An 18,306-nucleotide genomic window follows, 5' to 3' on the forward strand; every position below is an offset into this window, starting at 1 on the left:
AGAGCCATTATCCCTTTAGGGGGTAAAAATGGGAAATTGTGATGACGCGGGGTGTCGCCATGCCCCCCGTCAGCCGGTGGAAGAATCGCGCGTGTGACCGGCGACCACTACTTCACCCCCGAACCCGCGACCCCCGCCCAGCCGCGCGAGGTCGAGTTCTCCGTCGCCGGCCGCGACTACACCCTGGCCTCCTCCGGCGGGGTCTTCTCCGCCGCCCGCCTCGACCCCGGGACCGCGGTGCTGCTGCGCAAGGCGGAGCTGCCGGCTCCCGGCACCACCGGCGACCTGCTCGACCTCGGCTGCGGCTTCGGACCGATCACCTGCGTGCTCGCCACCTCGGCACCGTCGGCCACCGTCTGGGCGGTGGACGTCAACGAGCGGGCGCGCGAGCTCACAGCGGCCAACGCCGCCCGGGTCGGCGCGGCGGACCGGGTGCGCGTCGCGCCGCCGGAGGGCGTACCGGCCGACGTGACCTTCGCCGAGATCTGGTCCAACCCGCCGATCCGGATCGGCAAGGACGAGCTGCACCAGCTGCTGCTGCGCTGGCTGCCGAGGCTCGCCCCGGACGGCGCCGCCTGGCTGGTCGTCGCCCGGCACCTCGGCGGCGACTCGCTGCACCGCTGGCTCACCGAGCAGAGCTGGCAGGTCGAGCGGCACGCCAGCCAGAAGGGCTACCGGGTGCTGCGGGTCACCAGGTAATCGGTTGGCCCCCGCCGGGCCCTCGGGCAGGATGCCGGCGTGGGATACGTGGACGTGGCGGCCGTCGGGCACACGCTGCCCGACGGCCGGGAACTCTTCGCCGACGTGTCGTTCCGGGTCGGCGAGGGCGCCAAGGTCGCGCTGGTCGGGCCGAACGGCGCGGGCAAGACGACGCTGCTGCGGATGGTCGCCGGTGACCTCCCGGTGCGGCGCGGCGCGATCGCGCGTACCGGTGGGCTCGGCGTGATGCGCCAGTTCATCGGGATGATCGGCGATGAATCCACGCTCGCGGACCTGGCCCTCTCGCTCGCCCCGCCGGCCCTGCGCGACGCCGGCCGCCGGCTCGCCGAGACCGAGGCGGCCATGCGGACGGCCGAGGTGCGCGGCAAGTACAGCACCGCCGCCGGCAAGGCGCAGCTCGCGTACGCGGACGCGCTGGCCGCCTGGGGCGAGGCCGGCGGGTACGACGCCGAGGTGCTCTTCGACACCGTCGCCACGATCGTGCTCGACCTGCCCTGGGACTCCGCGCGGGACCGTCCCGTCCGGACGCTCTCCGGCGGCCAGCAGAAGCGCTTCGCCCTGGAACTGCTGCTGCGCGGCCCCGACGAGGTGCTGCTGCTCGACGAGCCGGACAACTTCCTCGACGTGCCGGGCAAACGCTGGCTGGAGGCGCGGCTCCGCGAATCCGGCAAGTCCGTGCTGTACGTGTCGCACGACCGGGAACTGCTGGCCCACACCGCCGACCGGGTCGTCGCCGTCGAGGGCGGCAGCGCCTGGGTGCACCCCGGCGGCTTCGCGAGCTGGCACGAGGCGCGGATCGCCCGGCACGACCGTCTCGACGAGCAGCGCCGGCGGTGGGACGAGGAGCACCAGAAGCTGCGCGAGCTGATGCTCATGTACAAGCAGAAGGCCGCGTACAACTCGGGGATGGCCTCCCGCTACCAGGCCGCCCAGACCCGGTTGCGCAAGTTCGAGGAGGCCGGACCGCCGCCCGTACCACCGAAGGACCAGGACATCCGGATGCGCCTCACCGGCGGGCGGACCGGGAAGCGCTCGGTGATCTGCGAGCAGCTGGAGCTCGACGGCCTGACCTACCCCTTCGACCTGGAGATCTGGTACGGCGACCGGGTCGCCGTGCTGGGCGCCAACGGGACCGGCAAGTCGCACTTCCTGCGGCTGCTCGCCCGCGGCGGCACCGACCCCGACCCGGCGAACGGACCGGTGGACGGCGCGGCGGCCCTCGCGCCGGTCACGCACGACGGGGTGGCCCGGCTCGGCGCCCGCGTGCGGCCGGGGCACTTCTCCCAGACCCACGACCGGCCGGAACTGATGGACCGGACGCTGGTCGACATCCTGTGGCGCGGCGACGAGCACCGCGCGGGTATGGACCGGCACGCGGCGATGGCGGCGCTGTCCCGGTACGAGCTGCCCGGCCAGGGCGACCAGCGGTTCGGCAGCCTGTCGGGCGGGCAGCAGGCCCGGTTCCTGGTGCTGCTGCTGGAGCTGTCCGGGGCGACCCTGCTCCTGCTCGACGAGCCGACCGACAACCTCGACCTGGCGTCGGCCGAGGCCCTCGAAGCGGGGTTGGCCGCCTTCGAGGGCACCGTCGTGGCCGTGACGCACGACCGTTGGTTCACCCGCTCGTTCGACCGGTTCGTGCTGTTCCGGGGCGACGGTGAGGTGGCGGAGGTTCCCGAGCCGGTCTGGGACGCCGCGTGATCCGGGCCGGAATAGGGTGGATCTCGTGACTGAGATGACGTACCGCCGGCTGGGCGACTCCGGGCTCGTGGTGTCCGTGGTCGGGATCGGCTGCAACAACTTCGGCCGCAAGCTCGACCTCGACGGGACGCGCGCGGTGGTCGAGGCCGCGCTCGACGCGGGCATCAACTTCTTCGACACCGCCGACATCTACGGCGAGCCGCAGGGCGGCTCCGAGGAACTGCTCGGGCAGGCGCTCAAGGGACGTCGTGAGGACGTCGTCCTCGCCACCAAGTTCGGCATGGACATGCACGGCGCCAACGGGCCGGACCACGGCGCGCGGGGGTCCCGGCGTTACATCATGCGGGCCGTGGAGGCGTCGCTGCGCCGGCTCGGCACCGACCACATCGACCTGTACCAGATGCACGAGCCCGACCCGGGCACCCCGATCGACGAGACGCTCGCCGCACTGGACGACCTGGTGACCGCCGGCAAGGTCCGCTACCTGGGCAACTCCAACTTCGCCGGCTGGCAGATCGCCGACGCCGACTGGACCGCCACTTCGCAGGGGCGCACCCGGTTCATCTCCGCGCAGAACCACTACTCGCTCGTGGAGCGCGGGGTCGAGGCGGAGGTCATTCCGGCGTGCGAGCGGTTCGGGCTCGGCATGCTGCCGTTCTTCCCGCTCGCCAACGGGCTGCTCACCGGCAAGTACAAGCGGGACCAGGCGCCACCGGCCGGCAGCCGTCTCGCCGGTGGCGGCCGGTACGCGCAGCGCTTCGCCGCCGCCGACTGGGACACCATCGAGGCGATCGAGGCGTACGCCGCCGAACGCGGTCTCACGATGCTCCAGGTGGCCATCGGCGGGCTCGCCGCCCAGCCGGCGGTGACCTCGGTGATCGCCGGCGCCACCACGCCCGAGCAGGTGCGCGCCAACGCCGGGGCGGGCACCTGGCAGCCCGGCGACGAGGACCTGATGGCCCTCCGCGCCGTCCTCGACGGCTAGGTAGGCGGCCCGGCGCCCCGCCCACCGGACGGGGCGGGGTGCCGGGCCGCGGCGCGAGGTGCCCTCGACCGGTCCCGATGGTGGTGCCGCCGGGAAGCGGCGGGGGCGACCGGCGGCGCGGCGGGCGCGGCGCGGAGGGTATCCGGACAGCATGTCGTGACCGGACGGTGACGCGCCGCCCCGACCGTCGTCGTCGGACGGTGAGCGGGAAAACGGCGACCCGCACTTGGCGGATCCGGGGGATCCGTCGTACGGTGACACGCGCAAGTGACCCACGGGAGCCCGGTGGACCGGGCTGAGAGGGGGGCTGTGAGCCCCCGACCGTCGAACCTGATCCGGGTAATGCCGGCGCAGGGAGGAGTGTTGCCGTGCCGTCCCTCGGGCGACTGCATCTCATCACCGACACCCGTCCCGGGCGGGATCCGCTCGCCGTCGTCCGGGCCGCCCTGCCGGTGGCCCGCGCCGAACTGGTCGTCCAGGTCCGGGTGACCGACGACGCGACCGACCGGGAGGCGTACGACCTGGCCCGCCGCGTGGTCGTGCTGTGCGCGCGGTACCGGGCGACCTGCCTGGTGAACGACCGCCTCCACGTGGCGCTGGCGGTGGGCGCCGACGGTGGGCACGTGGGCGCCGACGACCTGCCGGTCGGCGCGGCCCGTGCGGTGCTGGGTTCGGCGGCCGTCCTCGGCGCGACCGCCCGCGACCCGGGCACCGCCGGCGAGGCGGTCGCCGCCGGGGCCAGCTACCTGGGCGTCGGGCCGTACCGGCCCACCTCGACCAAGGACGGGCTCCCGACCGCGATCGGCGTGGCCGGAGTCCGGGCGGTCGCCGCGGCGGTCAGCGTGCCGGTGGTGGCCATCGGGGGAGTGACGGCGGAGGACGTGCCCGCCCTGCGGGCGGCCGGCGCGTACGGGGTGGCGGTGGTCGGCGCGCTCTCCGGGGCCGCCGACCCCGCCCGCGCCACCGCCGAACTGCTGAAGGCCCTGACGTGTTAAGAGGGGGCCCTTCCTCTACCGGAGGCGATAACAAGGGGCCCTTCCTTGCACCCGAGGTTGCGGTGGTGGGGGCCGGGCCGGTCGGGCTGGCGATCGCCTGGCGGTGCGCCGCGCGCGGGCTGCGGGTCGTCGTGCACGATCCGGCTCCCGGGTCGGGCGCCGCGTACGTCGCCGCCGGGATGCTCGCGCCGGTCGCCGAGGCGTACTTCGGGGAGCACGAGCTGACGGCGTTGCTCACCGCCTCGGCCGCCCGCTGGCCGGCGTTCGCCGCCGAACTGGCCGACGCCTCCGGCGCCGACCTCGGCTACCGCGCCGACGGCACCCTCCTGGTCGGGCTGACCGCCGACGACCTGGCCGAGGCCCGGCGGCTGTGGGCGTACCAGCAGGCTCTCGGCCTGCCGGTGGCCGCGCTGCGGCCCTCCGCGTTGCGGGAGCGCGAGCCGGCGCTGGCACCCCGGGTGCGCGGCGGCGCCCTCGCCGCCACCGACCACCAGGTCGACCCACGCCGCCTGGTGCCGGCCCTGCGGACCGCCGCCGAGCGGGCCGGCGTGACGCTGGTGGCCGGGGCGGTCCGCTCGCTGTCCGACGTGGCCGCCGACGTCACCGTGGTCGCGGCCGGCTGCGGCGCCGCCGCGCTGACCGGGCTGCCGGTCCGGCCGGTGAAGGGCCAGGTGCTCAGGCTCCGCGCGCCCGGCGGCGCCGCGCCGGGCTTCCGGCACGTGATCCGGGGGTACGCGGACGGCGAGCACGTCTATCTCGTCCCGCGGGTCGACGGCGAGGTGGTGGTCGGGGCGACCGTCGAGGAGCGCACCGACACGACGGTGTCCGCCGGAGCGGTGTTGCGCCTGCTCCGCGCGGCCGTCGACCTGGTGCCGGAGCTGAGCGAGTACGACCTGGTCGAGACGCTCGCCGGCCTCCGCCCCGGCACGCCGGACAACGCGCCGATCCTCGGCCCGCTGCCGGGCCGGCCGGACGTGCTCGCCGCCACCGGGCACCACCGGCACGGGATCGTGCTCACCCCGATCACCGCCGACCTGATCACCGACCTGATCGTCACCGGCGAGCCGGGCCCGCTGCTCGCCCCGTTCACGCCCGACCGCTTCGGACCCGGCACACCGGGTGCGCCGGGCGCTGCCGGTGGGCGCGTGTCCGGCGGTACGACCACGAAGGAGGAGCGGTGGAACTGACCGTGAACGGGGCCGGACGTACCCTGCCCGGCGGCTCGACCGTCGCGGACCTGGTCCGCGCCGTCACCGAGCAGGAGCGCGGCCTCGCCGTCGCCGTCAACGGCGAGGTGGTGCCGCGTGGCGGCTGGTCGGCGACGCCGCTGCGGGACGGCGACCGGGTCGAGGTGCTCAGCGCGGCGCAGGGCGGGTGACCGGCGTGGGTTTCGAGCTGGGCGACGTCACGTTCACCTCGCGGCTGGTCCTGGGCACCGGCGGGGCGGCCAACCTGCACCTGCTGGAGCAGGCGATCCGGGCCTCCGGCACCGAACTGGTCACGCTCGCCCTGCGCCGGGTGGACACCTCCGGCGGCTCGGGTGGTCTGCTGGACCTCCTCGACCGCTGCGGGGTGCGGCTGCTGCCCAACACGGCCGGCTGCTACACCGCCGGCGAGGCGGTGAAGGTGGCCCACCTGGCGCGGGAGGCGTTCGGCACCGACTGGGTGAAGCTCGAGGTGATCGGCGACGAGCGCACGCTGCTGCCCGACGGGGTGGAGCTGCTGCGCGCCGCCGAGAAGCTGGTCGCCGACGGGTTCACCGTGCTGCCGTACACCTCGGACGATCCGATCCTCGCCCGCCGGCTCGCCGACGTCGGCTGCGCGGCCGTGATGCCGGCGGGGTCGCCGATCGGGTCCGGGCTCGGGGTGTCCAACCCGCACCACATCCGGCTCATCCGGCAGAACGTGGACGTGCCGGTGATCCTGGACGCCGGCATCGGCACCGCGTCCGACGCGGCCCTCGCCATGGAGCTGGGCTGCGACGGGGTGCTGCTGGCCAGCGCGGTGACACGCGCAGCCGACCCGGTGGCGATGGCGACGGCGATGCGGCACGCGGTCGAGGCGGGCCGGTTGGCGTACCGGGCCGGCCGGATCCCCCGTCGCTTCCACGCCCTCGCCTCCACCCCGGACGAAGGCAGGCCGGAGCTGTGACGCCCCTGGCAGCGGCCGGTCTCGGCAGGGAACGGCCCCTGGCGGGGCCGCAGACCTCCAGGGTCTTCAGCGTGCCGGCCGGCGTCGTGCTGCTCACCGATCGGCGGGTGGCGCGGCGGCCGCTCGTCGACGTGGTGTCGGGCGCGGTGGCCGGGGGAGTGCGGTGGGTGGTGCTGCGGGAGAAGGACCTGCCCCGCCCCGACCGTGCCGCGCTCGCGGCCGACCTGCGCGCCGTCCTCGCGCCGGTGGGCGGCACCCTGGTCGTCGCCGGCCCGGACCCGCTCGACGGGGACGCCGTGCACCTGCCCGCCGCCGGCCCGTACCCGCCGCCGCGTCTCGGTCTGGTCGGCCGCTCCTGCCATGACCGCACCGAGCTCGCCCGACTCACCACCGAGGACTACGCCACCCTCTCACCCGTCTACCCCACGCGGACCAAACCCGGCTACGGCCCACCCCTCCACCCCCAGGGCCTGCGCACGCTGACCGGAGCGTGCCCCGTGCCGGTCCTGGCCCTCGGCGGCATCGAGACGGCAGAGCAGGTGCGCGCCTGCGTCCAGGCGGGAGCGGCGGGCGTGGCGGTGCTGGGTGCCGTCATGCGTTCAGCGGACCCGGCAGAGGCAGCGGGCGCCCTCACCAACGCCTTCGACCAAGCCGCTCGACAAGCAGGGGGAGAGCCGTGACGCCAACGACAGTCCTCACCATCGCCGGCTCCGACTCCGGCGGCGGCGCCGGCATCCAGGCCGACCTGAAGGTCTTCGCCGCGCTCGGGGCGTACGGCACCAGCGTCCTCACGGCCGTCACCGCGCAGAACACCCGGGGTGTCGACGCCGTCCTGCCGCTGCCGCCGCGCACGGTCGCCGACCAGTTGGGCAGTGTGCTCGCCGACTTCACCGTCCGGGCGGTCAAGACCGGCATGCTGGGCGCCCCGGCGATCGCCGACGTGGTCGCCGACGCGGCGAAGGACGGGCGGCTGCCGCACCTCGTCGTCGACCCGGTGCTGGTCGCGACGAGTGGCCACGCGCTGGGTGTGGTCGCGGCGGTGGAGCGGCTGCTGCCGTACGCGAAGGTGGCGACGCCGAACTGCGCGGAGGCCGCGGCCATCACCGGACGTCCGGTGTCCACGGTCGAGGAGATGGTGGCCGCCGCGGAGGCCCTCGCGGCCGGCGGCCCGGAGCACGTCGTGGTCACCGGCGGCGACGTGGACGCGGACGGCGAGGCCGTCGACGTGCTGCACGGCGGCGGCGTCACCACCCTGCTCCGCGCGCCCCGGGTGCGGACCCGGCACAACCACGGGACCGGATGTTCGTTCTCGGCGGCGGTCGCCGTCCGGCTCGCCCTGGGCGATCCGGTGCCGGCGGCCGTCGCCACCGCCAAGGAGTACGTCACCCGGGCGCTGACCGGTGCCCGGGACTGGGAGCTGGGTGCGGGACACGGCCCGCTGGACCACTTCGGCTGGTCCGCTTGAGCGACAGGGAGGCTGTCATGCAGGCACGTCGCAAGGTCTACGTCGAGGGTTCGCGGCCGGACATCCGGGTGCCGTTCGCCGAGGTCGACCTCACCGGTGACAACCCGCCGGTACGGCTCTACGACACGTCCGGGCCGGGTTCGGGCCCCGAGGTCGGGCTACCGCCGCTGCGCGGGCCGTGGATCGCGTCGCGCGGGGATGTGGCGCCCGCCCGGGGTGCGGGCACCCCGCTCGCCGGGGTGGACGGCAAGCGGCCGACGCAGCTCGCGTACGCCCGGGCGGGCATCGTCACGCCGGAGATGGAGTTCGTGGCGATCCGGGAGGGCGTGGCCCCGGAGTTCGTGCGCGACGAGATCGCGGCCGGCCGGGCGGTCCTGCCGTTGAACGTCAACCACCCGGAGTGCGAGCCGGCGATCATCGGCAAGGCCTTCCTGGTCAAGGTCAACGCCAACATCGGCACGTCCGCGGTGACCTCGTCCATCGCCGAGGAGGTGGAGAAGCTGACCTGGGCGACGCGCTGGGGCGCGGACACCGTGATGGACCTGTCGACCGGCAAGCGGATCCACGAGACGCGCGAGGCGATCGTGCGGAACTCGCCGGTGCCGATCGGCACGGTCCCGATCTACCAGGCGCTGGAGAAGGTCGGCGGTGACCCGGTGAAGCTGAGCTGGGAGGTGTTCCGGGAGACGATCGTCGAGCAGGCCGAGCAGGGCGTCGACTACATGACGGTGCACGCGGGTGTGCTGCTGCCGTACGTGCCCCTCGCGGTCGGCCGGGTGACCGGCATCGTGTCCCGGGGCGGCTCGATCATGGCGGCCTGGTGCCTGGCGCACCACCAGGAGAACTTCCTCTACACCAACTTCCGGGAGCTGTGCGAGATCCTGGCCCGCTACGACGTGACGTTCTCGCTCGGCGACGGCCTGCGGCCCGGCTCGATCGCGGACGCCAACGACGAGGCGCAGTTCGCCGAGCTGCGCACGCTCGGCGAGCTGACGAAGGTCGCGTGGGAGCACGACGTCCAGGTGATGATCGAGGGCCCGGGCCACGTGCCGATGCACAAGATCAAGGAGAACGTGGACCTCCAGCAGGAGTGGTGCCACGAAGCGCCGTTCTACACCCTCGGGCCGTTGATCACGGACATCGCACCCGCGTACGACCACATCACCTCGGCCATCGGTGCGGCGATGATCGGCATGTTCGGCACGGCGATGCTCTGCTACGTCACCCCGAAGGAGCACCTCGGCCTGCCGGACCGGGACGACGTGAAGGCCGGCGTGATCGCGTACAAGATCGCGGCGCACGCGGCGGACCTGGCCAAGGGGCACCCCGGCGCGCAGGCGTGGGACGACGCGCTGTCCAAGGCGCGCTTCGAGTTCCGGTGGGAGGACCAGTTCAACCTCTCGCTGGACCCGGAGACCGCGCGCGCGTACCACGACGCCACGCTCCCGGCCGAGCCGGCGAAGACGGCCCACTTCTGCTCGATGTGCGGGCCGAAGTTCTGCTCCATGAAGATCACGCAGGAGCTCAAGGAGTACGCGGCCCGCGGCATGAAGGACAAGTCCGACGAGTTCGTGGCCTCCGGTAGCCGCGTCTACCTGCCCCTGGCCTGACCGCACTGCCCGCCCGCCTGCCTGCCCGTCGGCCGGACGGCGGGCGGGCAGTGCATCCCGCCCCTTTGCTCTGCTTCAACGGGCGCAACGACATCACGCGGAATCTGTTGCGTGGGTTGAAGCAGAGCAAAGGAGGGCAGGCGGGTGTGTCAGTCGCGGTGGTGGCGGCCGGTCGAGCGTAGGGAGCGGCGGCCGCTCTCCTGCTCCGGCTCGTTGTCCGGCAGCGGCTTGCCCAGCCCGGCGACCCAGTCCACGAACTCCTCGTCCTGCGCCGCCAGCGGCTCCGCGTCCGACGAGGCGTCGGCCTGGTCGGCCCGCGACCGGTTGCGCCGGAACAGGCCGCGCCGCTTCGGCTCCGGTCGCCCCTCGGCGGGATCGGCCGCGGGGGCGCCGGCGACCTGCCCGGTCGCCGGTGACGAGGCGCCCGCCGGGCGGTTGTCGCCGCCCGCGAACGCGGCGGCCAGCCGGTCGGCCACGGACGCTGTGGAGTCCCCTCCGGTCGCCGGGCTCACCGGACCGGCGGCGGCTGCCGGCGACGCGTCACCACCGGTCGCTGCCGGCTGGCTCGCCACCGGACGGGTCTCCGTCGGGTCGGGGCGCCGGGCCGTGGGGAAGGCGTCCCAGGTGTCGGAGCTGGTCAGGTCCGGCAGGGGAGCCCGGTGCCGGGGCCGGGGAGCCGTCTCGGCCGTCCGGCCGTCGCCAGCACGGGCGGACCCGGGCGCTGGCGGGGTGAACGGATCCGGGGTGACCGGGCGCGGCGCCGGTTGCGCCGGCGCCGGTAACGCGGCGAACGGCTCCGGCCCGACCGGGGTGGGGGTCGGGCGGGGCGGCGTGACCGGCGTGGGATCGGGGCGGGACGACGGGTCCGGCCCCACCTGGGTGGGCGCCGGACGGGCCGGAACGGCGGGGGTCGGTGGCGTGGGAGGGGGCCCGGACGGTACGGGGCCACGCGCAGCGGCCGGTGCCGGGCCGCTGCGGTCGGTGGCCGACTGCGGGGTGTTTGCGGGTCGGGTGGGGGGTTGGTCGGCGACTGCCGGCTCGTCGGCGGTCGGGGATGCGGCAGCGGCCGCCTTTGCCGGCGTGGCCTTCGTCCGGCGACCACGGCGTGGCCGGGGTGCCGTCTCGCCCTTTGCCGGAGCCGCGTCCGGCACCGCCGCCGGCGCCGCCCGGTCCGCGGCCTTCGCCCGGCCTCCGGTTCGCGGCGGATTCCCCGCCGGCACGACCGGCCCGGCCGTGTCGTCCGTTGCCCTGGCGGGCCGGCCTGCTCCGTCCGCCGACCTCGCCGGGCGGGCTGCTTCGTCCTGAGGCGTGGCCGGCCCTGCGGCGCCGGCCGCATCCGCTGTCGGCCCGGCCGGTGTGGCCGCCGCCGGTGTGGCCGGCCCGGCCGCGTCAGCCGCACCGGTTGCCGGCTCGGTTGCCGCGCCCGCCGGTGCGGCCGTGTCAGCAGCGCCCGTCGCGGGCTTCGCTGCGCTGCCCGCCGGCCCGGCTGGCCGGGCACGCTCCGTCGGCGGGCCTGCCGGCGCTGGGGGTGCCGGGGGCCGGGCTGAGGGCCCGGACACGACGGCCGCCGGCGCCGGCGGGGCGGTTGTCGGCGTCGACGGGGCGGTTGTCGGCGCCGGCGGGGCGGCTGCCGGCGTCGACGGGGCGGTTGCTGCGGCGGCGGAGGAGGTTCGACCCGGGGTGGGCCAGTCCCAGTGGGCCGGGGTGGGACCGCCCGGCGTCTCCGGTGCCCGTCCACCCCGCCCGGTGCCCGGAGCATCTCCGCCGCCGGCCGGCGTACGGGCGTCGTCGATCTGGTGACCGGCGTCGCCCGCCGTACCGGCGGACGGTGCGGTCGCCGCGGTTCCGGGCAGGGGCGGACCGGCCGGCAGCGGCCGCAGGATGTCGGTGGGCTCGATCGCGCGGGCGGCCGGCGTGTCCGCGCTCACCGCCGCCGGGCGCTCCACGAGCGGCCAGCGCAGCAGGGCGGCGGCGGCCGAGCCGAGCGCGCCCGCGGCCACGGCGAGCAGGGCGCCGTAGTACGGCGTGGTCTGGTAACGGTCGACGCCACCACCGGGGCCGGCGGTGAGGTAGGCGAACGCCAGCAGGGCCGGCCCGGCCACCCCGGTCAGACCGCCGATCAGCGCGGGATGTCCGCGCCAGCGGGCGAGGGCGCCGGTGGTCGCCCCCGCCAGGAGCGCCACCAAAGGCAGGACCAGCAGCGCCAGGCGCTGCGCCGCCGCGGTGCCGAGCCACGCCGGCTCCAGCACCCCGAGGCGGACGGTGGTCAACGGGCCGGTGGCGGTGAGCGACGGGGTGACCGAGACCAGGGCCAGCAGCCAGACGACGCCGGCGACCAGTGCCATGTTCCAGCCCAGCGGTGGCCGGACCAGGACGGCGAGCGCGGCGCCCGCGCCGGCCCCCGCGCCGAGGATCGCGCAGATGGCGACTGCCCAGACCGGGTCCATGGAGATCAGTTCGGCGGCCCGGGCCGGCTGCATGCAGAGCGGTGCGACGACCGTGGCGCCCAGCGCGGCGGCGCCCGCGACGGCGAGTTGCCGCGCGGTGCCGGTCAGCGGCCCGTCCCGGCGGGCCAGGCGTTCGGTGAGTACCGCACCGATGACGGCGGCGTTCGCCGCGAACCAGCCGACCCAGGCGAGCTGGGCCGGCCACTGGTTGACGGTGCCGCCGGTGAAGACGCCGGTGAGCCGTACGACGCCGAAGCCGAACGCGACGCCGAGCTGGCCGGCTCCGGCCAGCAGGCTCACGCCGAGCGCCGTGAGCAGCAGTCTGCCCAAGGTCCGATTGGCCATGTCCGGCACGTTACGGTCCGGTGCGCCCGATCGCCACCGGCACGCCGTGCGGCCCGGCAGCCCTGCCGGCGGCAGGTCTACTTGAGTTCGACCAGCCGGGCCAGGTACGTCGTGCCGCCGACGTTGGTGAGCATGTGCACCGCCCCGGGGTCCCGGTAGACGACGCCGCCGGTCGGCTCGTCGGCGTCGATGCGGGTGCCGTCGACGGTCTGCACCACGTTCTTCGCGCCCTGGATGGCCACCACCAGGTACGGGTGGTCGTGCCGGTGCAGCGGCTGCCGTTCGCCCGGCTCCAGCTTGATGTGCCAGACCCGGACCCGGTCGTTCTCGTACACGATCTCCTGGCCCACCGGGCCGAGGTCGAGGTCGGTGTCGGTCATCGGAGTCCGTCCAGTTGGGGAAGCACCTCGGCGGCGATGAGTTCCAGGTGGTCGAGGTCGGCGAGGTCGATCAGGCGCAGGTGCACGCGGCCGGCGCCGATCGCGGCGAACTCGCCGATGCGGTCGACGAGCTGCGCGGGCGAGCCGACCACCGGGTCCTCCGGCGGAAGGGCGCTCGGCACGTGCAGGGGCGCGGCCCGGTGCCGGGCCTCGGCGTCGGTGCGTCCGATCGCCACCACGATCCCGGCGGAGAACGCCAGCGGCGGCCGGCCGGACTCGGCGCGTCCGGTCTGCTCGCACGCCTCGCGGACCCGCTCGTACGCGGCGGCCGTCTGGGACACCGAGGTGAACGGCATGTTGAACTCGTCGGCGTACCGGGCGGCCAGCTCGGGGGTGCGCTTCGGGCCGCGCCCGCCCACGATCACCGGTGGGCCGGCCACCTGCACCGGCTTCGGCAGCGCCGGAGCGTCGACCAGACGGTAGTGGGCGCCGGTGTAGCTGAACGTCTCGTCCGCCGGGGTGCGCCACAGCCCGGTGACGATCTCCAGCTGTTCGGCGAGCCGGTCGAAGCGCTCGGCGACGCCGGGGAACGGGATGCCGTACGCGGTGTGCTCGCGTTCGTACCACCCGGCGCCGATGCCCAGCTCGACCCGGCCGCCGCTCATCTGGTCCACCTGGGCCACCATCACGGCCAGCGGCCCGGGCAGCCGGAACGTCGCCGAGGTGACCAGCGTGCCGAGCCGGATCCGGCTGGTCTCCCGGGCCAGGGCGGCCAGCGTCAGCCAGGCGTCGGTGGGGCCGGGGAGCGCGGGTTCGTCACCCATCGCCCGGTAGTGGTCGGCGCGGAGGAAGCCCTCGTACCCGCAGTCCTCGGCCCGGCGCGCGAACCGGAGCTGGTCGTCGTAGCTCGCTCCCCGGTGCGGCTCGGTGAACAGGGACACCCGCATCGTCATCGGTCCTCCGCCGGGGCCGGCATGTCCTTCTCCATCAGCAGCTCGTGCAGGTCGGCGCTGACCTGGGCGACGTCGGCCAGGTGCGCGTTGCGGCCGAGGGTGCGCGGCCGGGGGACGGCCACGTCGACGACGCTGCGGATGCGGCCGGGGCGGGGGCTGAGCACCACCACCCGGTCGGCGAGCAGGACGGCCTCGTCGATCGAGTGGGTGACGAAGACGACCGTCGCGGACGTCTCCATGTGCACCCGCTGCAGCTCACCGGAGAGCTCCTCCCGGGTGAGCGCGTCCAGTGCGGAGAACGGCTCGTCCATGAGCATGACCCGCGGCTCACCGATGAGGGAGCGGCACAACGCCACCCGTTGCTGCATCCCGCCGGAGAGCTCGTGCGGCAGCCGCTTCTCGAAGCCGGCCAGGCCGGCCAGCTCCAGCAGTTGCCGGGCCCGGTCGCGGTGCTTCGCCCGTTTCCAGCCGAAGATCTCGACCGGGAGCAGGACGTTGTCGAGCACGGTGCGCCACGGCAGCAGCGCCGGCCGCTGGAACAGCATGGCGACGTCCCGGCGGGGGCGGCTGATCGGGGTGCCGCCGACCGTGACCTCCCCGGCGGTGACCGGCAGCAGGCCGGCGACCAGCCGCAGCAGGGTGGACTTGCCGCAGCCGGAACGGCCGACGACGGCGACGAACTCGCCCTCGGTGACTTCGAGGTCGATGCCGCGCAGGGCCTCCACCCGGCCGGAACGGCCGTCGAAGGTGCGGGATACGCCGGACAGACGGATCATCCCGCGGGCCTCCCTGAGTCGGCGGTCAGCAATCCGCGGGACAGAGTATCCGTCTCGTGCCTCAATCGCACCGTCCGGGTTGGACGTCAGGCCGTTTCCGTTTCGCAACCCGATACGCCTGGCGTCGCAAAGGTGGAATTCTCGTACGCTGTGCCCGCGAAGAGTCCCCTCACGACGGTGGTGTCGGCCACCCCCCTCCCGCCGGCACCGCCAGACAACCCCTCCGGAGGCCCGCCGGCCCCGGTCGGAAAGGACAAGGTGCACTGATGAGAAGGCTGACCCGTACGGTCGCCGCGGCCTCGATGGCTGCCGCCCTCGCGTTCGTCGCGGCCTGCAGCAGCGGCTCGGACTCCACCGAGGACGCCAAGGGCGGCGACGGCGGTTCCGTGGAGAAGGTGACGTACCTCACGTCGTTCGGCAACTTCGGCCGGGACTCCTACGCCTGGGTGGCGAAGGACAAGGGCTTCTTCCGCGACGCCGGCTTCGACGTCGAGATCAAGCCCGGCCAGGGCACCGGCAGCGTCATCCAGACGATCGTCGGCGGCCAGGCGCAGTTCGGTCCGATCGACCTGACCGGCGGCCTGCTCCAGCTCGGCAACGGCCAGGCCAAGGACTTCGTCGCGGTGGCCGCGATCCAGCAGCGAACCATGGCCGCCATCGCCACCGTCGAGGGCAAGAACATCGCCTCGCCGAAGGACCTGGAGGGCAAGAAGCTCGCCGACACCCCCGGCTCCGTGGTCCGCAACCTCTTCCCGACGTACGCGAAGATGGCCGGCGTCGACGCGAGCAAGGTGACCTGGGTCAACGGTGAGGCCCAGACGCTCATGGGCACCCTGGCCTCCGGCGCGGTGGACGGCATCGGGCAGTTCGTCGTCGGCCAGCCCACGATCGAGACCGTCACCAAGAAGAAGGCGGTCCTGCTGCCGTACAGCAACGTGATGCAGGACCTCTACGGCAACGTGCTGATCACCTCCTCCAAGATCGCCAAGGAGGACCCGGAGATGGTCAAGCGGTTCGCCGGCGCCCTGCTGAAGGGCCTGGAGTACGCCCTGGCCAACCCGCAGGAGGCGGCCGACATCCTGAAGAAGAACGTGCCGGCCGCCGTGCCGGCGGCCGCCAAGGCCGAGCTGGAGCTGATGGCCGGTTACGTCCGGTCCAGCAACACCGGCACCCAGCTCGGCACGCTGGACAGCGGCCGGGTCGCCAAGAGCATCGCGATCCTCCAGGGCGCCGGTGCGCTCAAGCAGAACCTCACGCCCGACCAGATCATCGACTTCAGCCTCGCGCCGAAGGCCTGACCGCCGACCGGTCGGGGGGTGCGGCCCACGGGACGGCGTCCGGGGCCGCACCCCCCGCCGCGTGCCGGCGGCCAGCCGGCAGAACAGGAGGTTCCCGTGACCGAGGCGACCGGTACCCGGCCCGAGCGGCGACCGCCGGAGGAGGCCGCCGACGCGCCCCCGACGACGGTCCCCGCCACACCGACGGTCCCCGCCACACCGGCGGTCGCCGGCCGGTGGCACCGTACGCAGCCGGCGAACGCCGGTCTGCCGCTGCTGGGGCTGGTGATCGCGCTGGGTTTCTGGTGGCTGGTCACCTCGGGGCTCGGCCTCGTGCACCCCGCGTCGCTGCCACCGCCGCAGACCGTCTGGGACTCCCTGACCCGGTCCAGTGAGGTGCTGCTGCCGGCCCTCGGCATCACCACCATGATGACGGTGCTCGGCTTCCTGATCTCGACCGTGGCGGGGGTGCTGATCGGGATGACCCTGGCCGCCTCCCGGCGCGCCGAGCGGATGTTCGCCCCGCTGCTCGTGGCGGTCAACGCGGTGCCGAAGATCGCGCTCGGCCCGCTGCTGGTGGTGTCGGTCGGCTGGGGTGAGAAGCCGATCCTCACCATGGTGTTCCTGCTCTGCTTCTTCCCGATCGTGCTCTCCACCGCGACCGGTCTCACCACCACCCCGGCGGACCTGGCCGAGCTGGCCCGGTCGTTGAACGCCTCGTGGTGGCAGTCGTTCCGCAAGGTGCGCTTCCCGGCCGCCCTGCCGCAGGTATTCGTCGGGTTGAAGGTGGCGATGCCGCTCGCCGCGATCGGTGCGGTGATCGGCGAGTTCTACTCCGACAAGCCGGGTCTGGGGTACCAGATCCTGCAGTACAACGGCGTGGGGGACACCGCGACCGCGTGGGCCGCGATCGTGCTGATCGCCGCGATGAGCATCGCGCTCTACTCGGCGCTCTCCCTCGTCGAGCGCCTCGCCCTGCCCTGGGTACGCGCCACCACGGCCCGCTGAGCGGGCCGGTGGGCATCGACTCACCGGCCCGCTGAGCGGACCCGTGTGGGCCCGGTGAGGCGATGCCGCGCGGACGCCGCGGCCCGGCCGGCGAGCGGCAGCGCCCGTACGGCGGCGGTCAGCCGGCCAGCCGCCAGCGGCCGTTCCGCGCGACCAGGGTGGTCAACGCCTGCGGCATCAGGCCGGAGTGGTTGTCCGGGGTCATCCGGATCGGTCCCGACAGACCGTCCAACTGGGACGTCTCCAGCACGTCGCGGATGCCGTCCCGGTTGACCGCGCCGGGCTCGCCGCCCGCGCGCACCGCGGCGTCGGCGATCAGCTGGACGGCGTCCGCGGCGAACGAGGACGAGCCGTGGTAGCCGCCGAACCGGGCGGTGTAGTCCTGGAACCACTGCCGCCGGGCCGCCTTCGCCGGCGTGGTGGCGATGACGTCGTCGATCACCATGGTCTGCGTGAACACCAGGGTGGCGCGTTCGGTGGCCCGTGCCGCCGTGCCGAGGAAGAGGTCCCCGGCGGCCGAGGCGTCCAGGTAGAGCGAGCCGCGGAAGCCGGCCGCCTGGGCCGCCACGGCGGCGAGGCTCGCCTGCTCCGGGGGCGTCCAGAGCACCAGGGCGTCGGGCTTGCCGGTGGTGACCGCGCCGACCTGGCGGGCGACGTCGGTGTCGGTGGCACGGACCTGCTCCACCCGGCGTACCTTCACGCCGGCCTTGGCGAACTCGCGCTGGAGCGCCGCGAGCCCCTCCCGGCCGTAGTCGTCGTCGCTGTGCAGCAGGCCGACCTCGCGGGCACCGCCGCGCCGCAGTTCACCGGTGAGGGCGGCGGCGTTGTCGGCGGCGTTCGGGGCCAGCTTGAACACGTACCGGCGCTGGCCGACCGGGTTGGTGACGGCGCCGGAGGGGGCCAGCGCGATGGTGGGCACCCGCTTTTCGTCGATGGTGCGCACGGCGCCGACCGCGCATTCGTTGCAGCCGCCCATGATGATCGCGCTGACCCGCGGGTCAGCACCGAAATCGTTGATGTTGCGCAACGATTCGCTCGCGTCGGAGCGATTGTCCTTGACCGTGAGTTCGACGCGCCGGCCGTCCAGCGCGCCCGAGGAGTTCAGTTGCTCGACCTTCAGTTCCAGGGCTCGCTGGTACGCCTTGCCGACGGTTGCGGACGCCCCGGAGAGTTCGAGGTCCGCGGCGATGACGATGGGGCTGGTGTCCCGCTCCTCACCGCCGAACTGGCAGGCGGTGAGCGTGGTGGCCAGGACGGCCGAGGCGAGCGCCGCGACGGTCGCGGAGCGGATGGGGCTCAACGTTGTCCTCCAGGTGGACGTGGGCGCGGCCCGGGCACCGCCGGAATCGACCATCCTCAGTGGAGGACGGATCTGTCGTGCCGTACGGTGAGCGCGAAAGCCTGCAAAACCTTGCCAATGTCGGACGCTGCGGTCAAGCGGGCGGTGGAGAGGCTTTTCGGGACGCCGATCCCACATGTTGAGGTAACACAAAGTT

The 18,306-nt window shown here is 74.3% G+C and carries 17 protein-coding genes and 1 riboswitch; of the genes, 12 read left to right on the forward strand and 5 right to left on the reverse strand.

What is annotated here, in order from left to right; genetic code table 11:
- Positions 1-93 precede the first annotated feature (93 nt).
- The 10 genes from GKC29_RS08215 (at position 94) to thiC (ending at position 9,624) form a co-directional block, all read left to right on the forward strand.
- A complete protein-coding gene (locus GKC29_RS08215) occupies positions 94-699 on the forward strand; it encodes a class I SAM-dependent methyltransferase (protein WP_155330249.1) in 606 nt (201 codons plus the stop codon).
- Between the two features lie 39 nt (positions 700-738).
- Positions 739-2,418 (forward strand): ABC-F family ATP-binding cassette domain-containing protein, encoded by a 1,680-nt coding sequence (locus tag GKC29_RS08220; protein ID WP_155330250.1) that lies wholly within the window; start codon positions 739-741, stop codon positions 2,416-2,418.
- A gap of 16 nt (positions 2,419-2,434) precedes the next feature.
- Positions 2,435-3,403 carry an aldo/keto reductase gene (locus tag GKC29_RS08225; RefSeq protein WP_196255837.1) on the forward strand — a complete coding sequence of 323 codons (969 nt, stop codon included), beginning with the start codon at positions 2,435-2,437 and terminating at the stop codon, positions 3,401-3,403.
- Between the two features lie 265 nt (positions 3,404-3,668).
- A riboswitch (TPP riboswitch) is annotated at positions 3,669-3,777 on the forward strand.
- The gene (gene thiE, locus GKC29_RS08230) at positions 3,772-4,398 is read left to right on the forward strand and encodes a thiamine phosphate synthase (protein WP_155330251.1); all 627 of its coding nucleotides are present in this window, start codon (positions 3,772-3,774) and stop codon (positions 4,396-4,398) included. (Overlaps the previous riboswitch by 6 nt.)
- Positions 4,392-5,585: a glycine oxidase ThiO gene (gene thiO, locus GKC29_RS08235; protein ID WP_155330252.1), complete on the forward strand. Its 1,194-nt coding sequence runs from the start codon at positions 4,392-4,394 to the stop codon at positions 5,583-5,585. The genes thiE and thiO overlap by 7 nt, the downstream gene beginning before the upstream one ends.
- Positions 5,576-5,776 carry a sulfur carrier protein ThiS gene (gene thiS, locus GKC29_RS08240; RefSeq protein WP_155330253.1) on the forward strand — a complete coding sequence of 67 codons (201 nt, stop codon included), beginning with the start codon at positions 5,576-5,578 and terminating at the stop codon, positions 5,774-5,776. The genes thiO and thiS overlap by 10 nt, the downstream gene beginning before the upstream one ends.
- Positions 5,773-6,549 (forward strand): thiazole synthase, encoded by a 777-nt coding sequence (locus GKC29_RS08245; RefSeq protein ID WP_155330254.1) that lies wholly within the window; start codon positions 5,773-5,775, stop codon positions 6,547-6,549. The genes thiS and GKC29_RS08245 overlap by 4 nt, the downstream gene beginning before the upstream one ends.
- A 71-nt stretch (positions 6,550-6,620) precedes the next feature.
- Positions 6,621-7,229 carry a thiamine phosphate synthase gene (locus tag GKC29_RS08250; RefSeq protein ID WP_230688959.1) on the forward strand — a complete coding sequence of 203 codons (609 nt, stop codon included), beginning with the start codon at positions 6,621-6,623 and terminating at the stop codon, positions 7,227-7,229.
- A complete protein-coding gene (gene thiD / locus GKC29_RS08255) occupies positions 7,226-8,014 on the forward strand; it encodes a bifunctional hydroxymethylpyrimidine kinase/phosphomethylpyrimidine kinase (RefSeq protein WP_155330255.1) in 789 nt (262 codons plus the stop codon). Before GKC29_RS08250 ends, thiD begins: the two co-directional genes overlap by 4 nt.
- 17 nt (positions 8,015-8,031) lie before the next feature.
- Positions 8,032-9,624 carry a phosphomethylpyrimidine synthase ThiC gene (thiC, locus tag GKC29_RS08260; RefSeq protein WP_155330256.1) on the forward strand — a complete coding sequence of 531 codons (1,593 nt, stop codon included), beginning with the start codon at positions 8,032-8,034 and terminating at the stop codon, positions 9,622-9,624.
- A gap of 149 nt (positions 9,625-9,773) precedes the next feature.
- Here the strand turns inward: thiC and GKC29_RS08265 are convergent, their stop codons facing one another.
- The 4 genes from GKC29_RS08265 to GKC29_RS08280 form a co-directional block, all read right to left on the reverse strand.
- On the reverse strand, positions 9,774-12,416 hold the full coding sequence (locus GKC29_RS08265) for a hypothetical protein (protein WP_155330257.1): 2,643 nt from the start codon (positions 12,414-12,416) through the stop codon (positions 9,774-9,776).
- Positions 12,417-12,493: 77 nt separating this feature from the next.
- Positions 12,494-12,796 carry a cupin gene (locus tag GKC29_RS08270; RefSeq protein WP_155330258.1) on the reverse strand — a complete coding sequence of 101 codons (303 nt, stop codon included), beginning with the start codon at positions 12,794-12,796 and terminating at the stop codon, positions 12,494-12,496.
- Positions 12,793-13,743: an LLM class F420-dependent oxidoreductase gene (locus tag GKC29_RS08275; RefSeq protein WP_155334036.1), complete on the reverse strand. Its 951-nt coding sequence runs from the start codon at positions 13,741-13,743 to the stop codon at positions 12,793-12,795. The genes GKC29_RS08270 and GKC29_RS08275 overlap by 4 nt, the downstream gene beginning before the upstream one ends.
- A gap of 2 nt (positions 13,744-13,745) precedes the next feature.
- Positions 13,746-14,525: an ABC transporter ATP-binding protein gene (locus GKC29_RS08280; RefSeq protein WP_155330259.1), complete on the reverse strand. Its 780-nt coding sequence runs from the start codon at positions 14,523-14,525 to the stop codon at positions 13,746-13,748.
- Positions 14,526-14,791: 266 nt separating this feature from the next.
- Here GKC29_RS08280 and GKC29_RS08285 point away from each other — a divergent pair, with 266 nt between their 5' ends.
- Together GKC29_RS08285 and GKC29_RS08290 are read left to right on the forward strand one after the other, a co-directional pair.
- A complete protein-coding gene (locus tag GKC29_RS08285) occupies positions 14,792-15,823 on the forward strand; it encodes an ABC transporter substrate-binding protein (RefSeq protein WP_155330260.1) in 1,032 nt (343 codons plus the stop codon).
- Between the two features lie 96 nt (positions 15,824-15,919).
- Positions 15,920-16,810 (forward strand): ABC transporter permease, encoded by an 891-nt coding sequence (locus GKC29_RS08290; protein ID WP_155330261.1) that lies wholly within the window; start codon positions 15,920-15,922, stop codon positions 16,808-16,810.
- Positions 16,811-16,928: 118 nt separating this feature from the next.
- On the opposite strand, the gene GKC29_RS08295 is transcribed toward GKC29_RS08290, so the two are convergent.
- The gene (locus tag GKC29_RS08295) at positions 16,929-18,110 is read right to left on the reverse strand and encodes an ABC transporter substrate-binding protein (protein WP_155330262.1); all 1,182 of its coding nucleotides are present in this window, start codon (positions 18,108-18,110) and stop codon (positions 16,929-16,931) included.
- Between the last annotated feature and the right edge of the window lie 196 nt (positions 18,111-18,306).

It is taken from the genome of Micromonospora sp. WMMC415 (assembly GCF_009707425.1).
Taxonomy (GTDB): Bacteria; Actinomycetota; Actinomycetes; order Mycobacteriales; family Micromonosporaceae; genus Micromonospora.

Excerpts from the sequence above, each read along its gene's own strand:
- thiC (WP_155330256.1), top strand. The coding sequence starts at position 8,032 with ATGCAGGCACGTCGCAAGGTCTACGTCGAGGGTTCGCGGCCGGACATC.
- GKC29_RS08265 (WP_155330257.1), bottom strand. The coding sequence starts at position 12,416 with ATGGCCAATCGGACCTTGGGCAGACTGCTGCTCACGGCGCTCGGCGTG.
- GKC29_RS08270 (WP_155330258.1), bottom strand. The coding sequence starts at position 12,796 with ATGACCGACACCGACCTCGACCTCGGCCCGGTGGGCCAGGAGATCGTG.
- GKC29_RS08275 (WP_155334036.1), bottom strand. The coding sequence starts at position 13,743 with ATGCGGGTGTCCCTGTTCACCGAGCCGCACCGGGGAGCGAGCTACGAC.
- GKC29_RS08280 (WP_155330259.1), bottom strand. The coding sequence starts at position 14,525 with ATGATCCGTCTGTCCGGCGTATCCCGCACCTTCGACGGCCGTTCCGGC.
- GKC29_RS08285 (WP_155330260.1), top strand. The coding sequence starts at position 14,792 with ATGAGAAGGCTGACCCGTACGGTCGCCGCGGCCTCGATGGCTGCCGCC.